16 protein-coding genes, 1 tRNA gene and 1 riboswitch are annotated in these 14639 nt (G+C 58.7%); of the genes, 11 read left to right on the forward strand and 6 right to left on the reverse strand.

The features are described from left to right. Nucleotides 1-60: 60 nt before the first annotated feature. Complete coding sequence (locus CS903_RS08885; RefSeq protein WP_099333206.1) at nt 61-603, reverse strand: TetR/AcrR family transcriptional regulator C-terminal domain-containing protein; 543 nt, start codon at nt 601-603, stop codon at nt 61-63. Nucleotides 604-735: 132 nt separating this feature from the next. Here CS903_RS08885 and CS903_RS08890 point away from each other — a divergent pair, with 132 nt between their 5' ends. The 4 genes from CS903_RS08890 to CS903_RS08905 all read left to right on the forward strand — a co-directional run bounded on the left by CS903_RS08890 (nt 736) and on the right by CS903_RS08905 (nt 5379). Next, the gene (locus CS903_RS08890; RefSeq protein ID WP_242491829.1) at nt 736-1776 is read left to right on the forward strand and encodes a DUF5692 family protein; all 1041 of its coding nucleotides are present in this window, start codon (nt 736-738) and stop codon (nt 1774-1776) included. 203 nt (nt 1777-1979) lie between these two features. After that, nucleotides 1980-3377 (forward strand): ABC transporter substrate-binding protein, encoded by a 1398-nt coding sequence (locus CS903_RS08895; RefSeq protein WP_099333208.1) that lies wholly within the window; start codon nt 1980-1982, stop codon nt 3375-3377. A gap of 71 nt (nt 3378-3448) precedes the next feature. Further along, nucleotides 3449-4432: a carbohydrate ABC transporter permease gene (locus CS903_RS08900; protein ID WP_207203806.1), complete on the forward strand. Its 984-nt coding sequence runs from the start codon at nt 3449-3451 to the stop codon at nt 4430-4432. Then, entirely contained in the window at nt 4429-5379 is a 951-nt protein-coding gene (locus tag CS903_RS08905) for a carbohydrate ABC transporter permease (RefSeq protein ID WP_099333210.1), read from the forward strand. The genes CS903_RS08900 and CS903_RS08905 overlap by 4 nt, the downstream gene beginning before the upstream one ends. Nucleotides 5380-5462: 83 nt before the next feature. Here CS903_RS08905 and CS903_RS08910 read toward each other — a convergent pair whose 3' ends face one another. Both CS903_RS08910 and gluQRS read right to left on the reverse strand, forming a co-directional pair. Further along, nucleotides 5463-6128, reverse strand: a complete 666-nt coding sequence (locus tag CS903_RS08910; RefSeq protein ID WP_129587646.1) for a TetR/AcrR family transcriptional regulator — start codon at nt 6126-6128, stop codon at nt 5463-5465. A 364-nt stretch (nt 6129-6492) separates the two neighbouring features. Continuing rightward, nucleotides 6493-7395 carry a tRNA glutamyl-Q(34) synthetase GluQRS gene (gluQRS, locus tag CS903_RS08915; RefSeq protein ID WP_099333212.1) on the reverse strand — a complete coding sequence of 301 codons (903 nt, stop codon included), beginning with the start codon at nt 7393-7395 and terminating at the stop codon, nt 6493-6495. 161 nt (nt 7396-7556) lie between these two features. Next, a riboswitch (SAM riboswitch) is annotated at nt 7557-7645 on the forward strand. 4 nt (nt 7646-7649) lie between these two features. Here gluQRS and CS903_RS08920 point away from each other — a divergent pair. From CS903_RS08920 to CS903_RS08930, 3 genes are all read left to right on the forward strand, one after another. Then, nucleotides 7650-8639 carry a methionine ABC transporter ATP-binding protein gene (locus tag CS903_RS08920; protein WP_099333213.1) on the forward strand — a complete coding sequence of 330 codons (990 nt, stop codon included), beginning with the start codon at nt 7650-7652 and terminating at the stop codon, nt 8637-8639. After that, nucleotides 8636-9376 (forward strand): methionine ABC transporter permease, encoded by a 741-nt coding sequence (locus tag CS903_RS08925; RefSeq protein ID WP_370737664.1) that lies wholly within the window; start codon nt 8636-8638, stop codon nt 9374-9376. The genes CS903_RS08920 and CS903_RS08925 overlap by 4 nt, the downstream gene beginning before the upstream one ends. A gap of 187 nt (nt 9377-9563) precedes the next feature. Continuing rightward, nucleotides 9564-10430: a MetQ/NlpA family ABC transporter substrate-binding protein gene (locus CS903_RS08930; RefSeq protein WP_099333214.1), complete on the forward strand. Its 867-nt coding sequence runs from the start codon at nt 9564-9566 to the stop codon at nt 10428-10430. A gap of 69 nt (nt 10431-10499) precedes the next feature. Here the strand turns inward: CS903_RS08930 and upp are convergent, their stop codons facing one another. Beyond that, nucleotides 10500-11138 carry a uracil phosphoribosyltransferase gene (upp, locus tag CS903_RS08935; RefSeq protein WP_099333215.1) on the reverse strand — a complete coding sequence of 213 codons (639 nt, stop codon included), beginning with the start codon at nt 11136-11138 and terminating at the stop codon, nt 10500-10502. Nucleotides 11139-11203: 65 nt separating this feature from the next. Between upp and tadA the strand changes: the two genes are divergently transcribed. Next, nucleotides 11204-11668, forward strand: coding sequence for a tRNA adenosine(34) deaminase TadA (gene tadA, locus CS903_RS08940; RefSeq protein ID WP_242491830.1), 465 nt, complete (start codon nt 11204-11206; stop codon nt 11666-11668). 82 nt (nt 11669-11750) lie between these two features. Here tadA and CS903_RS08945 read toward each other — a convergent pair whose 3' ends face one another. Next, nucleotides 11751-12482, reverse strand: a complete 732-nt coding sequence (locus CS903_RS08945) for an FAD-binding protein (RefSeq protein ID WP_099333216.1) — start codon at nt 12480-12482, stop codon at nt 11751-11753. Nucleotides 12483-12527: 45 nt separating this feature from the next. Here CS903_RS08945 and CS903_RS08950 point away from each other — a divergent pair, with 45 nt between their 5' ends. From CS903_RS08950 to CS903_RS08960, 3 genes are all read left to right on the forward strand, one after another. Beyond that, nucleotides 12528-13445, forward strand: coding sequence for a KUP/HAK/KT family potassium transporter (locus CS903_RS08950; protein WP_277984886.1), 918 nt, complete (start codon nt 12528-12530; stop codon nt 13443-13445). Between the two features lie 120 nt (nt 13446-13565). Beyond that, entirely contained in the window at nt 13566-14189 is a 624-nt protein-coding gene (locus CS903_RS08955; RefSeq protein ID WP_099333218.1) for a superoxide dismutase, read from the forward strand. 129 nt (nt 14190-14318) lie between these two features. Next, nucleotides 14319-14404 (forward strand) — tRNA-Ser (locus CS903_RS08960). Between the two features lie 48 nt (nt 14405-14452). Here CS903_RS08960 and CS903_RS09475 read toward each other — a convergent pair. Then, the coding region (locus tag CS903_RS09475; protein WP_207203808.1) for a hypothetical protein at nt 14453-14639 on the reverse strand (187 nt) is incomplete at its 5' end.

A 14639-nucleotide genomic window follows, 5' to 3' on the forward strand; every position in this document is an offset into this window, starting at 1 on the left:
GCCCGCAGACAAGCCCTAGGCGTACCAGCTAGATGGGGAACCGTCATTTCCTGGGAAGACCTACACCATAAAACCTGGCACTGATGATTCAACTAACCCCACAGACACACTTATCCGCCTATAGCCCTCATCGCGAGCGCCCTCAGACATCCAGCGCAGGAAATGTCCGAGGACGATTGCGGCATAGTGGTCCACCACGAACCTGAGATCCTCTGGTGAGAGGCGCAGGTCGCCGATTAGTTCATCCACTATCGCCCTCATCATGATGCGGAACTGGCGCAGGAAGAAGGCGTCGCGATCCTTGTGACCGAGGGAGTCGAGGATGGCGCGGGTCTGTGCAAAGTTATCCTGCAGGTAGCGCAGAAGGGTGAGGTAACCGCTGGCCCACTCTTCGTAAGAGGCATGTTCGAGAATGTGGTTGGCAACCTCCTGTTCGAACACGTAGGTCGCTAGGTCATAGGTGTCGGCGAAGTGGTAGTAGAACGTCTGGCGGGTGATCCCGGCTCGGGCCACGAGACCGGAAACAGTCACCCTGTCGAGGGGCGTGGTGCGGAGCTGCTCCTTGAGGGCTAGCGCCAAGAGCTCGGTGGTTGAGTTCCCCATGGGTTCCTTTCTAGGTCTCTAGTCCCGAAACGACGCCTTAGACCCGGTGGATTCGCAGCAGAATCCGCCGGAATGCGACAGTTCCGCGATTGTGTCAGTACGGGCCGAAGCTACTGCTCTCCTAGCCTTTGAGTGTACGAGACAACGGCGCCTCCGCCCAGGTTTGGCGCCCTGACAGAAGGGGTCATCATGTTCATTTTTGAGTCGATTCCCTGGTACTCATGGTTGATGTGGTTCGTCGTCCTCGGCGCACTGATCGGCCTCAACGAGGTCACCAGGCGCTGGAAGTGGGGCGGTATCGCCTTCTTCATCATTCTTCCCATCATCCTGACGATTTTTGTCTGGCCGACGACGGCCGGGGGTGACTCTTCGACTGGCACCTGGTTCCACTGGGTCAAGGTTTACTCGGCTCTGGCCGGCTGCCTTGGCTTCATGCTCATTCGCTACTTCCCGAAGGTCGCCAAGATCAAGTGGGTTCTGATCTTCCCGGCGGCTATTTTGGCCATCAACATTCTTGAGGCGTGCATTCGGGACTTCGAGGTCGGGGCGATGGGGGCCGACGGCATCGTCGACGGTGTCTACATGCTCTCGGGGCCGTGGAACTGGATGAACGGCATTGCCGGCCTCATCAACCTGATCACGATCTGTGGCTGGTTCGGAATCTTCATCTCCCGTGACAAGGCTAAGGACATGATCTGGCCCGACATGCTGTGGTTCTGGATCATCGCCTACGACCTGTGGAACTTCGCCTACGTTTACAACGCGGTTGGTGACCACTCCTTCTACGCTGGTGCCGCCCTGCTGATTGCCTGCACCATTCCCGCCTTCTTCATCAAGCGGGGCGCCTGGCTGCAGCACCGCGCCCACACGCTGGCCCTGTGGATGATGTTCACGATGGCATTTCCGGCCTTCGTGTCTGACTCGATGTTCGCGGTTGAGACCTCGAGGAACCCAGCCGCTCTGTTCGTCATCTCGGCCCTGGCGCTTGTGGCCAACGTTGCGGTACTGATCTTCCAGCTCTTCACCATCATCAAGTTCCGCCTCAACCCGCTGAAGGATGAGCTGTACACTCGCCTGCCGCAGTTCAAGGAGGTTGTAGCTGCCAACGAGTCGGCAGATGCGAAGGACAGTGATGTGAGTGCTGAACTTAGGGACCTGAAGAAGGTCGTCTAGCGGCGTTTCACTGGCCCACTAGGCCGCAAAAAGGAAGCCCGTAGCCACTCTGTGCGTTGGCTACGGGCTTCCTTGTTGTCAAAGAGCAACATTATTTCGTCGTTTTTCGTTTGTGCTCTGAGCAGACTTTTGGTTTAGTGTGAGCATGCCCACGTTTGAAGTGAAGTTCGGGCTGGCCATACAACGGAGTATTTGGAGAAACGATGAATGTAACGAAGAAGAGGTTCGCGGGTGTAGCAGCAGTCGCTGCTGCCGCTGCACTGACCCTGTCAGCCTGCAGTGGTGGCGGCGATATCAGTGGGGGCACCACCGATGGTGGGGGCACCGAGAGTGGCGGCGGAGACGCTGCTGCTGAGGGCTGTGAAGAGTATGAACAGTACGGCAAGTTTGAGGGCGCTACGGTTGGTGTCTTCTCTTCAATCCGCGACGTTGAAGCCGATGCCCTGCAGGCAACGTTCGATAAGTTCACCGAGTGCACGGGTATCACCGTCCAGCACAACGGCGTCGGAGAGTTTGAGCAGCAGCTGGTGGTTCAGGTAGAGGGTAACAACGCCCCTGACATTGCCATCATTCCGCAGCCCGGCCTCCTCGCACGCATGGTAGCCACCGGTAAGGTCCAGCCTGCAGATGAGGCAACCACAGCCAAGGTCGATGAGGGTTGGTCACCTGAGTGGAAGTCCTACGGCACCGTTGACGGCACCTTCTATGCCGCACCGATGCTCTCCTCAGTGAAGTCCTTCGTCTGGTACTCACCGACTGCTTTCGAAGAGGGCGGCTACGAGATTCCGACAACCCTTGACGAAATGATGGCCCTGACTGAAAAGATCGCTGCTGACACTGCTGGCGAAGGTGCAACCCGACCCTGGTGTGCTGGTATTGAGTCCGGCGGCGCCACCGGTTGGCCAGCCACCGACTGGATCGAGGACTTCGTCCTTCGTATCGCAGGTCCTGATGTCTACGACAAGTGGGTAACCAACGAGGTTCCATTCAACGCTCCGGAGATTCTGGAGTCCGCTAACGGTGTTGGCGACTACCTGCTGAACAACGATTTCGTCAACGGCGGCATCGGTGACTCACGTTCGATCGCGACCACCTCCTTCAATGATGGCGGTCTGCCGATCCTCGACAACCAGTGCTACATGTACCGCATGGCTTCGTTCTACGAGGCACAGTGGCCCGAGGGCACCACGGTTGCACCTGACGGCGATGTCTTCGCATTCTACCTGCCTGCAGAGACCGTTGAGGAGCACCCGCTTCTGGTCGCAGGTGAGTTCGTTGCCCGTTTCGCTGATACCCCCGAGGCCGCAGCGGTTCAGGACTTCATGGCTTCCGGTACCTTCGCTAACATCCGCGTTGGCCTGGGCGGCGTGACTTCCGCAAACAAGCTGGTTGATCCGGCACTGGCATCCTCCGATATTCTCCGTCTTGCAATCGAACTTCTGCAGGACCCGAACTCGGTGGCTCGTTTCGATGGTTCCGACCTCATGCCTTCTGAGGTTGGTGCAGGCTCCTTCTGGACCGGCACCACCCAGTGGATCAACGGTGAGATCGACACTGAGACGATGCTGACCAACATCCAGGATTCCTGGCCCAAGAACTAACCATTCCGGGTAGTTACTAAAAGTTGGCGCAAGGCTCTTTCGGGCCTTGCGCCAACAGGCTAGGAGTTCACTTGAGTTGGTTACTACACACCAAATTCGGCCAGATGGTTCTGGCCGTACTCGCGATCGTACTCATCGTTGCCCTACTGCTGGGGATGGCGGCGCTCGCGGATCGTCTGCGAGGACGGGGGCGGAATGTTGCCTCGGTTCTCGTCTTTATGCTGCCTGCAGTCGCACTTCTCGGAGTGGGCCTGATCTGGCCGGCGATTCAGACCACCTATAACTCTTTCTTCGACCGCTCTTCAACATCGTTTGTTGGGTTCTCTAACTACGGTTGGCTCTTTACTAATCCGGACTCTCAGAGGGCGTTCTTCAACACCGCGGTGTGGGTCCTTCTGGTCCCGGTGGTGTCAGTCTTCGTGGGCATGCTCTACGCCCTGCTGATTGACAACAAGAAGTTTGAGAAGGTCATGAAGTCGCTGCTATTCATGCCGATGGCCATTTCATTCGTCGGCGCGGGCATCATCTGGCGGTTCATGTACGACTACCGCGGGGCAGCACAGTCCCAGCGTGGTCTGCTCAACGCCATCATCGTGGCATTTGGGGGAGAACCGGTGAGGTTCCTGCAGGACAGCCCCCTGAACACCCTGTTCCTTATCGTCGTTCTGATCTGGGTCCAGGCCGGTTTCGCCATGGTGCTGATCTCAGCTTCGATCAAGGCCATTCCGATGGAACTGGTTGAGGCCGCCAAGCTCGATGGCACCAACTCTTGGCAGATGTTCACCAAGATCACCGTGCCCACCATCCGGCCGACGTTGGTCGTGGTTTACACAACCATCACCATCGCAACGCTGAAGGTCTTCGATATCACCCAGACCATGACCGGCGCCAAGTTCCAGACTCAGGTTCTGGCCAACCAGATGTACGACCAGTCGTTCACCTTTGGAAACTTTGGCTACGGTTCTGCCACCGCGGTAATCATCTTCGTCCTCGTCATCCCCATCGTCGTTTTCAACATCCGACAGATGCTGAAAAACAAGGAGGTACGCGGATGAGCGCCACTTCAGATACCGTGCTGGCGCAGGAGACCCGCGCAGCAAACCGCAAGCGGAAGAAAGCGGAAAACGAGAACATGGGTGCGGTCAGCCTGGCCAAGAAGTCCCTGAGCAGTCGCTTTGGTTCTCTGGTCGCGATTTTGATCGCAATCATGTGGACGGTCCCAACCCTGGGTCTGTTCATCACCTCCTTCCGTCCCGAAGCCGAGATCAAGACAACGGGCTGGTGGACCTTCTTCATCGACCCCAAGGTGACCCTGTCGAACTACGAGGCCGTTCTGTTCGGCACGTCCTCACAGGGTAACCTGCTGAACTACCTGATCAACTCACTGGTCATCACCATTCCGGCGACCATTGCGCCGCTTGCGATAGCAGTGATGGCCGCCTACGCCTTCTCATTTATGAAGTGGCGAGGACGAGACCTGGTGTTCGTGGTTGTTTTCGCCATGCAGATCGTGCCGCTGCAGATGGCTCTTATTCCCCTGCTGCGTGTCTTCAGCTCGACTTTCGGGAAGTCATTCCCCTTCATGTCGATCTGGGTTGCGCACACAGCCTTCGCGCTTCCGCTGGCAATATTCCTGCTGCACAACTTCATGCAGGAGATTCCCAAGGAGCTGATTGAGGCCGCTGAGGTGGATGGGGCCGGACACGTCGGAACCTTCCTTCGTGTGGTTCTTCCCCTGATGGTTCCTGCGATCGCTTCGTTCGCGATCTTCCAGTTCCTCTGGGTATGGAACGACCTGCTCGTTGGCTTGACGTTCTCCGGAGGTCAGGAGCTGACAGCGCCTTTGACGGCCAGACTGCAGTCACTGGCGGGATCACGCGGTCAAGACTGGCACTTGCTGACAGCCGGTGCCTTCATTTCGATGATCATTCCCCTGGTGGTGTTCTTCTCGCTGCAGAGGTACTTCGTCCGTGGACTGACGGCTGGTTCCGTGAAGGGTTAGCCCTTCGTCACCAACACAAAAGCGGCTGGTCCCCAAATGATCTTGGGGTCCAGCCGCTTCAACGTTTCTGAGTTGAGTTACCTCTACTCGCCCTGCTTCTCAGTCTTAACAACTGTGTGGAGGCCGTCCTTGTCGGAAACAACCCAGCACAGGTAGAGGGCGGTGATGCTGCGGTCGAAGACAAACTCTTTCTCGTCTTCACTAACAGGTAGCGCGCCCGCGTTCTCCAGGCTGGAGTAGCCGTGGACTACCGACCACAGGGCCACCGACATGAGGGTGGGATCAAGCTCTGATTCTGGGTTCTCATCTGAAATGCGCTTGCAGATGGCGATCAGGGGAGTGTGCATGCGGGCGGCAATGTTCCTTGCCTCCGGGTTCATGCGATCTGTCAGGCTGCCGGGGCGACGCGACTCTTCCATCGCCTCAAAGGCGCCCGCAAACATGTGGGGATCCGAGGTGGCGTAGTCACGGTAGAGGCGAGCAGCTCTCAGGAGTTCCTCTTGGGTATCTTCGCTCTGGTTGCTCTCAAAGGGCTCACCGAATGCCTCATCAAGGTCACGCACGATGACTTCGGCCATCAGGGCTTCTTTTGAACCAAACAGGGTGTAGACAGCATTGGTCGATGTTTCGACGTTTCTTGTCAGAACGCGAAGTGACACCCCGTGGTATCCGTCGACGGAGAGCATTTTGCGTGCCTCATCGATTAGACGCTCTCGGAGCGCTTCGTCGTACATTCTGGGGCGACTCACGGTTACTCCTTCTAAAAAGTGTGGATTCGGATATTCTCCGGGGTGACACTTCTGGTTTTCATGGGTCCTGATGTGGTGGCAAGTGCGGTACGGGTGTACCGTTTGGCCTATCGGATTGCGTTCCAAACATGCGTGACTACCGTTAGATCTAGTTCTCGGATCGCGGTCACCTGCTGGCTGACAGCCATTGGCACGCGGTGGTTTTCTAACCAACCGGCCCGAATCTCAGAGATCTAGTTATAGCCCCCACTTATTTGCGACGCAAACATAAGTATAAGGTTAGAACTTATTTTATAAGATAACAACGACCGAACGGTGCTTTGCACATGTGTGCGCGCACATTGTAATCAAGTGAAACCTTGACTTAAGTGGGCTCTGGCGCATAAACCCACGGTGTTGTCTGTGGTGTGTAATCGTTGAAAACTTCAAGGAAACTTGAAGCGGAACTCACTTCTGGAAGACCTAGGGATTTGGATAAAAGACGCAAGATTTCCTCGGTGGTGTGACCAAGATCGCGCAGCTCACTGAGGGTTACTGCGCCATCCCGCTTGGCGAGGCGGGCCCCTCCGGGGCCTAACACCAAGGGAACATGGCCATAGATGGGTGGGGTTCCTCCCAGTGCCTCCGTCAGATAGGTCTGTACCGGCGCGGAGGTCAGAAGGTCATCGCCCCTAACAACCTGGTCAACACCCATTGCCACGTCGTCTACGACCACTGCCAGGTTGTAGGCAAACGCGCCGTCCCCACGCTGCAGGACAACTGGGTCGACAGCTCCAGTGTACTCGCCAACGTACTGGTCGACCACGGTGAAGTTGTCGACTTTGGGTCGGAACCGCAGTGCTGGCTTGAGGCGTCGGGAAGCAAGACTCGCCCGTTTTTCCGCCATCTCACCCTCGGTCATTCCGAGGCAGGTGCCGGGGTAGTGGCCCGGCGGGGTGTGGGCAGCTGAGGCGGCCTCACGAATATCTCTGCGGGAGCAGAAGCACTCAAAGACCATTCCTTGCGCGGCCAGGGTTTCGATTGCGGTTTGGTAAAGGTCAAGGCGTTCACTCTGCACCACGACCTCGCCGTCCCAGTCGATACCAATCTCTTCAAGGTCATTGATTTGAGACTGGGGGTCACGGAAACGATCTCGGTCAAGGTCTTCGAGGCGCAGGTAGAAGTCACGCCCGCTGCTGCGGGCCGAAGCCCACGCCACAAGCGCGGTTCGAAGGTTTCCCAGGTGAAGATCACCCGTGGGTGAGGGGGCATAGCGTCCTGCTGGCATCGGGGTGACCTCCCTTCCAAATGATGTTGGTTACCTGAAGTACGGGATAGAGTTTTGCAGGCTCCCGCCTCAGATGCAGCATTTAATCTGTGAGCGCACCCGTCCACCATTTGGAAGCCGATTTGCATAGTCCATGCCTGAGCGCCCTATTATCATCGCAGTAACCATCTAGAGCAGCTGAGAGACCTGGCTCCGTGACGCTGCAGCAACCAGCATTTATGCAAGGTGCTTCTGCCAGGGCCGATGGAGGAACTTTGATTGAACTAGTGGATGTTCGGAAGGTCTACGACATTCCGGGCGCAAGCTCCGTTGTCGCCCTCGACAATGTGACGCTGTCTATTCCACAGGGGGCCATCCACGGTATCGTCGGGCAGTCTGGCGCCGGAAAGTCCACGCTGATCCGCTGCCTCACCGCGTTAGAACGCCCCACTTCGGGTTCAATCGTCGTCAATGGAATCGACATGACGGCCCTTGAGGGATCCGCGCTGCGTGCGGCCCGACGGAACATCGGCATGGTCTTCCAGGCGCCCAACCTGCTCGACTCCCGAACTGCCGCCGCCAACGTGGCCTTCCCTCTCAAACTGGCCGGGGTCGACAAAGCCAAAGCAAACAGCCGCGTCCAGGAACTCCTCACGGTTGTCGGACTTGGCGAACGAGGGCGTTCCTACCCCTCCCAGCTTTCGGGCGGCCAGCAGCAGCGTGTTGGGATTGCGCGGGGAATGGCAACCAACCCCCCGGTTCTGCTCTGTGATGAGCCGACCTCCGCGCTCGATGCCAACTCAACCAAGCAGGTCATGGAACTGCTGCAGAAGCTGCGTGACGAGTCCGGGGTTACGGTCATCATCATCACCCACCAGATGGAAGTGGTTCGCGACTACTGCGACTCTGTCACCCTGCTCTCTCACGGTCGGGTCGTCCAGAGCGGTCCGATTGAGCAGGTCCTTGATGAGCCCCACTCTGTCCTAGCCGAAGACCTGGTGCCACGACCCAGTGTCGATGGGGTAGAGATTCCCCAGGGGTCCACACTTCTAGACATCTACTTCACATCCTCTCCGGGTATCCCCACGGGAGCCACGGTGCTCAACCTGGTTGCCTCCCTGGGGGCTGACGTGGCCGCCGGAAGGTTTGAGTCCATCGGAAACCTTCAGGTTGGGCGCCTTGCAATCAGTGTTCCGGCCTATAACGCCAAAGCGATTCGCGGGCAGCTGGAACGTAACTCCATCCTGGTTCGAGAGTGGGTGTGACAGTGACTGGCTCCGCACTTCTCTTTGAAGCCTCACTAAAGCTCTCCGTTCTGGTGGCAGCCCCCGGCGATCCCCGCTGGGGCGACAACCCTACGATTCAGCAGAAATTCTGGCCGGCTGTCCTTGAGACGCTCATGATGGTTGGTTCAGCAAGTGCCCTCACCGTCCTCTTCGGACTGCCGTTGGGTCTACTGCTCGCCTCAAGCTCACGCGGGGGGCTGAAGCCACGTGCCGCCCTGAACCAGGTGGTTGGCGTCATCGTCAACATCGTGCGTTCATTCCCGTTCATGATTCTTCTGATCGCACTGCTCCCTCTGACCCGTTTGATCATGGGTAGTGCCGTGGGCTGGAAGGCAGCCGTGGTTCCCCTGGTGGTGGGTGCCGTACCGTTCTTTGCTCGCCTGGTTGAAACGAACGTGGCAGCGATCAACCCGGGCACGATCGAAGCGGCTCAGATGATGGGTGCCTCCAACCTGCGCATCCAGTGGGGGGTGCAGGTTCGTGAAGCACTGCCCTCACTGGTCCAGTCAGTCACCGTCCTCTTCATCACCCTGATCGGATACTCCGCCATGGCGGGCGCGATCGGAGCCGGGGGACTGGGAGCACTGGCCATGAACTACGGCTACAACCAGTGGCAGGACGACGTAATGATCCTGACGGTCATAGCCATCGTCATCATTGTCCAAGCAGTGCAGATGTTGGGTGACATGATCAGCCGACTGGTGGACCATCGCTGAGACGCCACCAGTCGGAGAGACTTACCAGGGTAAGTGGTACTCGGCATAACCACAGCCTCACCGAACAACGGAAGAAAACCCGGGTGGTACAGGGTTCGAGGCAACCGAAAGTCCAAGACATTTCGGTAACGACAGATCTTTACTCAAAACCAAGCCCAAACCGGGCCCAACACATGGAGGAAATCCAATGCGTTCCATTCGTAACTTTGCAGCAGTAGGTGCAGCAGCAGCCCTCGTTCTTGCGGGATGCTCCTCAGGCGGATCCACCGAGGGGAGCCAGTCAACCGAGGCCGAGCAGAACGACGCCGCCACCGAGTCCGCTGAGAACACCGACCTCGCCGTCCTCACCGTAGGCGCCAGCCCCAGCCCCCACGGCAAGATCCTCTCGTTCATCAGTGAGAACCTGGCCGCGGACGCAGGCCTGCAGCTGGAGATCATCGAGTTCTCCGACTACATCCTGCCGAACGAAACCCTGGAAGCCGGCGAGCTGGATGCCAACTTCTACCAGACCATCCCCTATCTCGAAGCCCAGTCGGAAGAGCGGGGCTATGACTTCGTTCCCGGCGCGGGTGTCCACCTGGAACCCCTCGGAATCTACTCGGAAAAGCACACAGATCTGGCAGGTGTGCCCGAGGGCGCAACAGTAGGCGTCATCAACGACCCCTCGAATCAGGTGCGCGCACTGGAGCTTCTGGCCTCAGAGGGGTTCGTTGAGCTCCCAGCAGACGGCAAGGTCAACGTCACCACGGTCAAGCCCCTCAAGGGCATCAAGCTGATCGAGGTCGAGGGCCCCTCCCTGGTTCGCAACCTGCAGGACGTTGATATCGCTGTCATCAACGGAAACTTTGCACTCGAAGGTGGCCTCTCACCCGCTGTCGACGCCCTCGTCCTTGAGGATGGAACCGACAGCCCCTACGCCAACTTGCTGGTGTGGAAGAACGGTGCGAAAAACATCGAGACCATCCAGATCCTTGAGGAACTGCTGCACTCCGATGAGGTCCGCCAGTTCATCGAGTCCACCTGGACCGACGGTTCGGTAATCCCGGCGTTCTAAGTAGACGAAAGGGGTGGGCCCAGGAGAGCTGAACTGCTTCTCCTGGGCCCACCCCTTTGACTTTGCCTTCTAGTCAACGACGCCGTAGAGCCGGTCTCCCGCATCGCCCAGACCGGGGACAATATAGGACTTCTCGTTCAACCCCTCATCCATCGCCGCGGTGACAACGGTGACGTCCGCGCGGTCACCGATCTTCTTATCGATTTCCTCAATCCCCTCCGGGGTCGCCAGAATGCAGAGGCAGACGATCCGCTTGGCATTGTGTTCAATCAGGTACTCGATGGTGGCAACCAGGGTGTGTCCCGTGGCCAGCATCGGGTCGAGGACGTAGACCTCTCGCCCCGAAAGATCCGCCGGAAGACGGTTGGCGTAGGTTTCAATCTCCAGCGTGTTCTCATCCCGGCGCATTCCCAGGAACCCGACCTCAGCGGTCGGCATCATCTGGGTCATCCCGTCCAGCATGCCGAGGCCGGCGCGAAGAATCGGCACAACCAGGGGACGCGGTTCAGACAGCATAACGCCCGTGGTGGGAGCCACGGGCGTCTCAATTTCTACGGGTTCAACGGCAACATTCCGCGTCGCCTCATAGGTCAGAAGCATCACGAGTTCGTCAACAAGAGAACGGAAGGTCGACGAGGGCGTCTTCTTATCGCGCAGGACGGTGAGCTTGTGCTCTACCAGGGGGTGTTCGATGACGTTAAGGTGCATGGCACAAGAATATCGTGTCAACCGAGGTTGTAGTGCACGCTCTGCCGTGAGGTTACCCTGGTGGTATGCAGACGAAACAACGCTGGGATCGCGCCATGAGCCGGGCGCTGCTGTTTGCCAACACGTCCGGTCGAGAGGGTGATGTCCCGGTTGGTGCCGTGGTCCTCGACCCGGACGGCAATGTAATCGGCCGGGGTAGGAACCGCCGGGAGGCCGACTGTGACCCCACGGCTCACGCCGAGATCCTGGCACTTCGGGAAGCCGGGCAGACCCTGGGGAGCTGGAACCTCAGCGGCTGCACCCTCGTCGTCACACTTGAACCCTGCACCATGTGTGCCGGGGCCATTGTGAACAGCAGAGTCCAGCGGTTGGTCTTCGGGGCTTGGGAACCGAACACGGGCGCTTGCGGATCTGTCAGGGATGTCGTGCGGGACGTACGTTTGAACCACCAGGTGGAAGTGGTTTCCGGCGTGATGCAGGATGAGGTTGAGGTGCAGCTACGCGCCTTTTTCCAGGGGTTGCGCGGCTGAGGTCACCCCTCCCAGACAGTCGGCCCGGCCCCACCGAAGTGAGAACCGGGCCCCTGTCTATCGCGGTTGCGAACCTCCGTTGCTACCGGGCCATGTGTCGCGCCCCCGCCAGCCCGAAAACGACCGCCGGGGCAATCGTCGCGCCGGGTCCGGGATAGGTGTTACCCATGACGGAGGCGGAGTTGTTTCCCGCGGCGTAAAGCCCCTCAATCACCGATCCGTCCTCGCGAAGAGCACGAGCATACTCGTCGGTGAGGACACCGCCCTTGGTGCCGAGGTCACCGAGAACGATCTTGTAGGCGAGGAACGGTCCCTTCTCAACCGGGCCCAGGTTGTTGTTCGGGTGCACCGTCGGGTCGCCGTAGTAGCGGTCATAGGCAGAGTTGCCCCGGCCGAAGTCACCGTCGACACCGGCACGCGCAAAGCCATTGAAGCGTTCGAGCGTCTCGGTCAGCACCTCGGTGTCGACGCCGATCTTCCTTGCCAGTTCAGGAACCGACTTAGCCTTGATGGAAATGCCGTGATACTTCTGTCGCCACTCCATATTCGACTCGAAGCCGCCAGCTGCGAGCATGACCCCGCGTCGGGCACCGATCCTCAGTGTGACGCCATCCCTAACGACAACTGCCCCAACTACGCGCCCGTCCTCAACAATCAGGTCTTCCATGGGGGAGTTGAGCCAGAGTGGGACTTTGCGATCAATGACGACAGCCTTCATGAAGGCCGTCGCCCAGGCCGACCCAATCCCCGTGAGCTTCTTCCCGGTGACGAGGCCGCCCAGCATTCGACCCACGACCTGGGAGCCGCGGAACATGCCTGAGGGGGTCGACCAGGCGCGGCCCAGAAGCCAGACATCATCATCGTTTCCGTCACCTATGTCAGCCTCATCCTGAGGGCAGACAACAGGGGAGAGGGTGGCATCCTGGCGCTCTGTGCCCTCATCACCCGCAAGGTCAAGGGGTCGCCCCGCTTCGTGCCGGTTGTGATGGCGCTGGCGATCATTGGGGCCTGCCTCTTCCTCGGCGATTCGATCATCACCCCCGCGATCTCAGTCCTCAGCGCCGCAGAGGGGCTGGCCGTGGTGAACCCAGACCTTGAGAAGTTTGTCGTCCCCATCTCCCTCCTCGTCCTCGCCATCACCGGGGCCGAGGCGCTCTACGCCGACCTCGGACACTTTGGGCGTCTGCCCATCGCACTGGCCTGGCTCCTGATTGCCTTTCCCGTCCTCATAATCAACTACCTGGGTCAGGGACCTCTGCGCCCCTACATCGCCCGGCTGAACCTGAAGAAGATCCAGCGGGTCCCGGGTATCGCTGTCTACCCGCACGGGAGTCTCACGACAGTGCCTTTGGCCCTTCGTTCGTCTGTTGCGTTCTCGAATGCCCTCCACGAACACGTCGTGATCGTGGTGGTGCACAGCATGGGAGTGCCGACGATTCCCGAGGACGAACGAGTCTATGTGGATGACCTTGGCTGTCCCGATGACGGCATTGTGCGGATCGAGTACCGGGTTGGTTTCAACGACCGTCAGGACATCCCCAGGGCTCTGGCGCTCGCCCTCCACAAGACTTCTGAACTCGAGTTCGATCCCTCCCAGGCGACCTACGTTCTCTCGGTGTTTCGTATCGAGCCGGTTGATGAGTCGGAGCGGCGTGACTGGCCCACCTGGCAGCGGCGACTTTTCCGCCTGATGGAGAAGAGTTCCAACAACAGGACGAGGTCGTGCCACCTCCCACCGGAACGCACCATCGTTATGGGGGCTGAAGTGACTGCCTGACAGTTTCTTTGTTGGCGTATTGCGCGTGGGACCACTGGCCCATGCCAACTTTCGGCGATAGGTTAGTAAGGCCGGTCCGCCGGGCACTGTACTCGGTGAAGAACCTAATTAGGAGGAAGCATGGCTGTTTACGTCCTACCCGAACTTGATTACTCATACGATGCACTTGAGCCGCACATTTCTGCGGAAATCATGGAGCTGCACCACTCGAAGCACCACCAGGCCTACGTCGACGGAGCGAATGCCGCCCTCGCCGCACTGGAGGCCGCGCGTGAAGCCGGTGATATGGCTGCCGTGAACATGTATGAGAAGAACCTGGCGTTCCACCTCGGTGGTCACTCGAACCACTCGGTGTTCTGGAAGAACATGGCACCGAACGCCGGTGGCGATCCCAAGGGTGAGCTGGCCGCAGCGATTGATGAAAACTTTGGTTCGCTCGAAAAGTTCAAGAAGCAGTTCACCGCTGCTGCGATGGGCCTGCAGGGCTCAGGTTGGGCGGTTCTGGCTTTCGACACCATCTCGGGTCGCCTGGTCACCTTCCAGCTTTACGACCAGCAGGGTAACGTGCCGGTTGGTACCGTTCCACTGCTGATGCTGGATATGTGGGAGCACGCCTTCTACCTGGATTACAAGAACGTCAAGGGCAGCTACGTTGATGCCTGGTGGAACGTCGTCAACTGGGATGATGTCGCCCGCCGCTACGAGGCCGCGAAGACCGCCTACGCGACACTGCTGGTTGGCTAGTCACTAAATCATTCGGGCCCGGGACAAACACAATGCGTTCCCGGGCCCTTCTGCACGTGTGGGCGTGGGGCGTGTCACCCGCTTCTCAGTTTTGCCTGCCCAGTCTGTACCGGTAGACTTTTGACGCCTGGAGACGTGTCCGAGCGGCCGAAGGTGCAACACTCGAAATGTTGTGTGGTTCATAGCCACCGTGGGTTCAAATCCCACCGTCTCCGCTCATGGAAACTGTGGGGCATCTATTGCAGATGTCCCACTTTTTCCTTTTAAGGCTTATAGGACAGCTGGTGTTGCTCGCGGGTCGGGTTGTGCTTGTGATGGTGCGGCAAAGTCGGGGTTGAAGTTGGTGGTTGCCAACTTGAAGGTCGGACAGTTTGTGTTGCTGTGGGGTTTAGTTTCCTTTGTGATGGCGCGGCAAAGTCGGGGTTGAAGTTGGTTGCCTGCATGTTTGGG

The organism is Actinomyces minihominis (assembly GCF_900187855.1).
In the GTDB taxonomy this organism is placed as follows: domain Bacteria; phylum Actinomycetota; class Actinomycetes; order Actinomycetales; family Actinomycetaceae; genus Scrofimicrobium; species Scrofimicrobium minihominis.

Bases quoted from the DNA above. Each gene is read 5' to 3' on its own strand.
- CS903_RS08885 (WP_099333206.1), bottom strand. From the start codon at position 603: ATGGGGAACTCAACCACCGAGCTCTTGGCGCTAGCCCTCAAGGAGCAG.
- CS903_RS08895 (WP_099333208.1), top strand. From the start codon at position 1,980: ATGAATGTAACGAAGAAGAGGTTCGCGGGTGTAGCAGCAGTCGCTGCT.
- CS903_RS08905 (WP_099333210.1), top strand. From the start codon at position 4,429: ATGAGCGCCACTTCAGATACCGTGCTGGCGCAGGAGACCCGCGCAGCA.
- gluQRS (WP_099333212.1), bottom strand. From the start codon at position 7,395: ATGCCAGCAGGACGCTATGCCCCCTCACCCACGGGTGATCTTCACCTG.
- CS903_RS08930 (WP_099333214.1), top strand. From the start codon at position 9,564: ATGCGTTCCATTCGTAACTTTGCAGCAGTAGGTGCAGCAGCAGCCCTC.
- upp (WP_099333215.1), bottom strand. From the start codon at position 11,138: ATGCACCTTAACGTCATCGAACACCCCCTGGTAGAGCACAAGCTCACC.
- tadA (WP_242491830.1), top strand. From the start codon at position 11,204: ATGCAGACGAAACAACGCTGGGATCGCGCCATGAGCCGGGCGCTGCTG.
- CS903_RS08945 (WP_099333216.1), bottom strand. From the start codon at position 12,482: ATGTTCCGCGGCTCCCAGGTCGTGGGTCGAATGCTGGGCGGCCTCGTC.
- CS903_RS08955 (WP_099333218.1), top strand. From the start codon at position 13,566: ATGGCTGTTTACGTCCTACCCGAACTTGATTACTCATACGATGCACTT.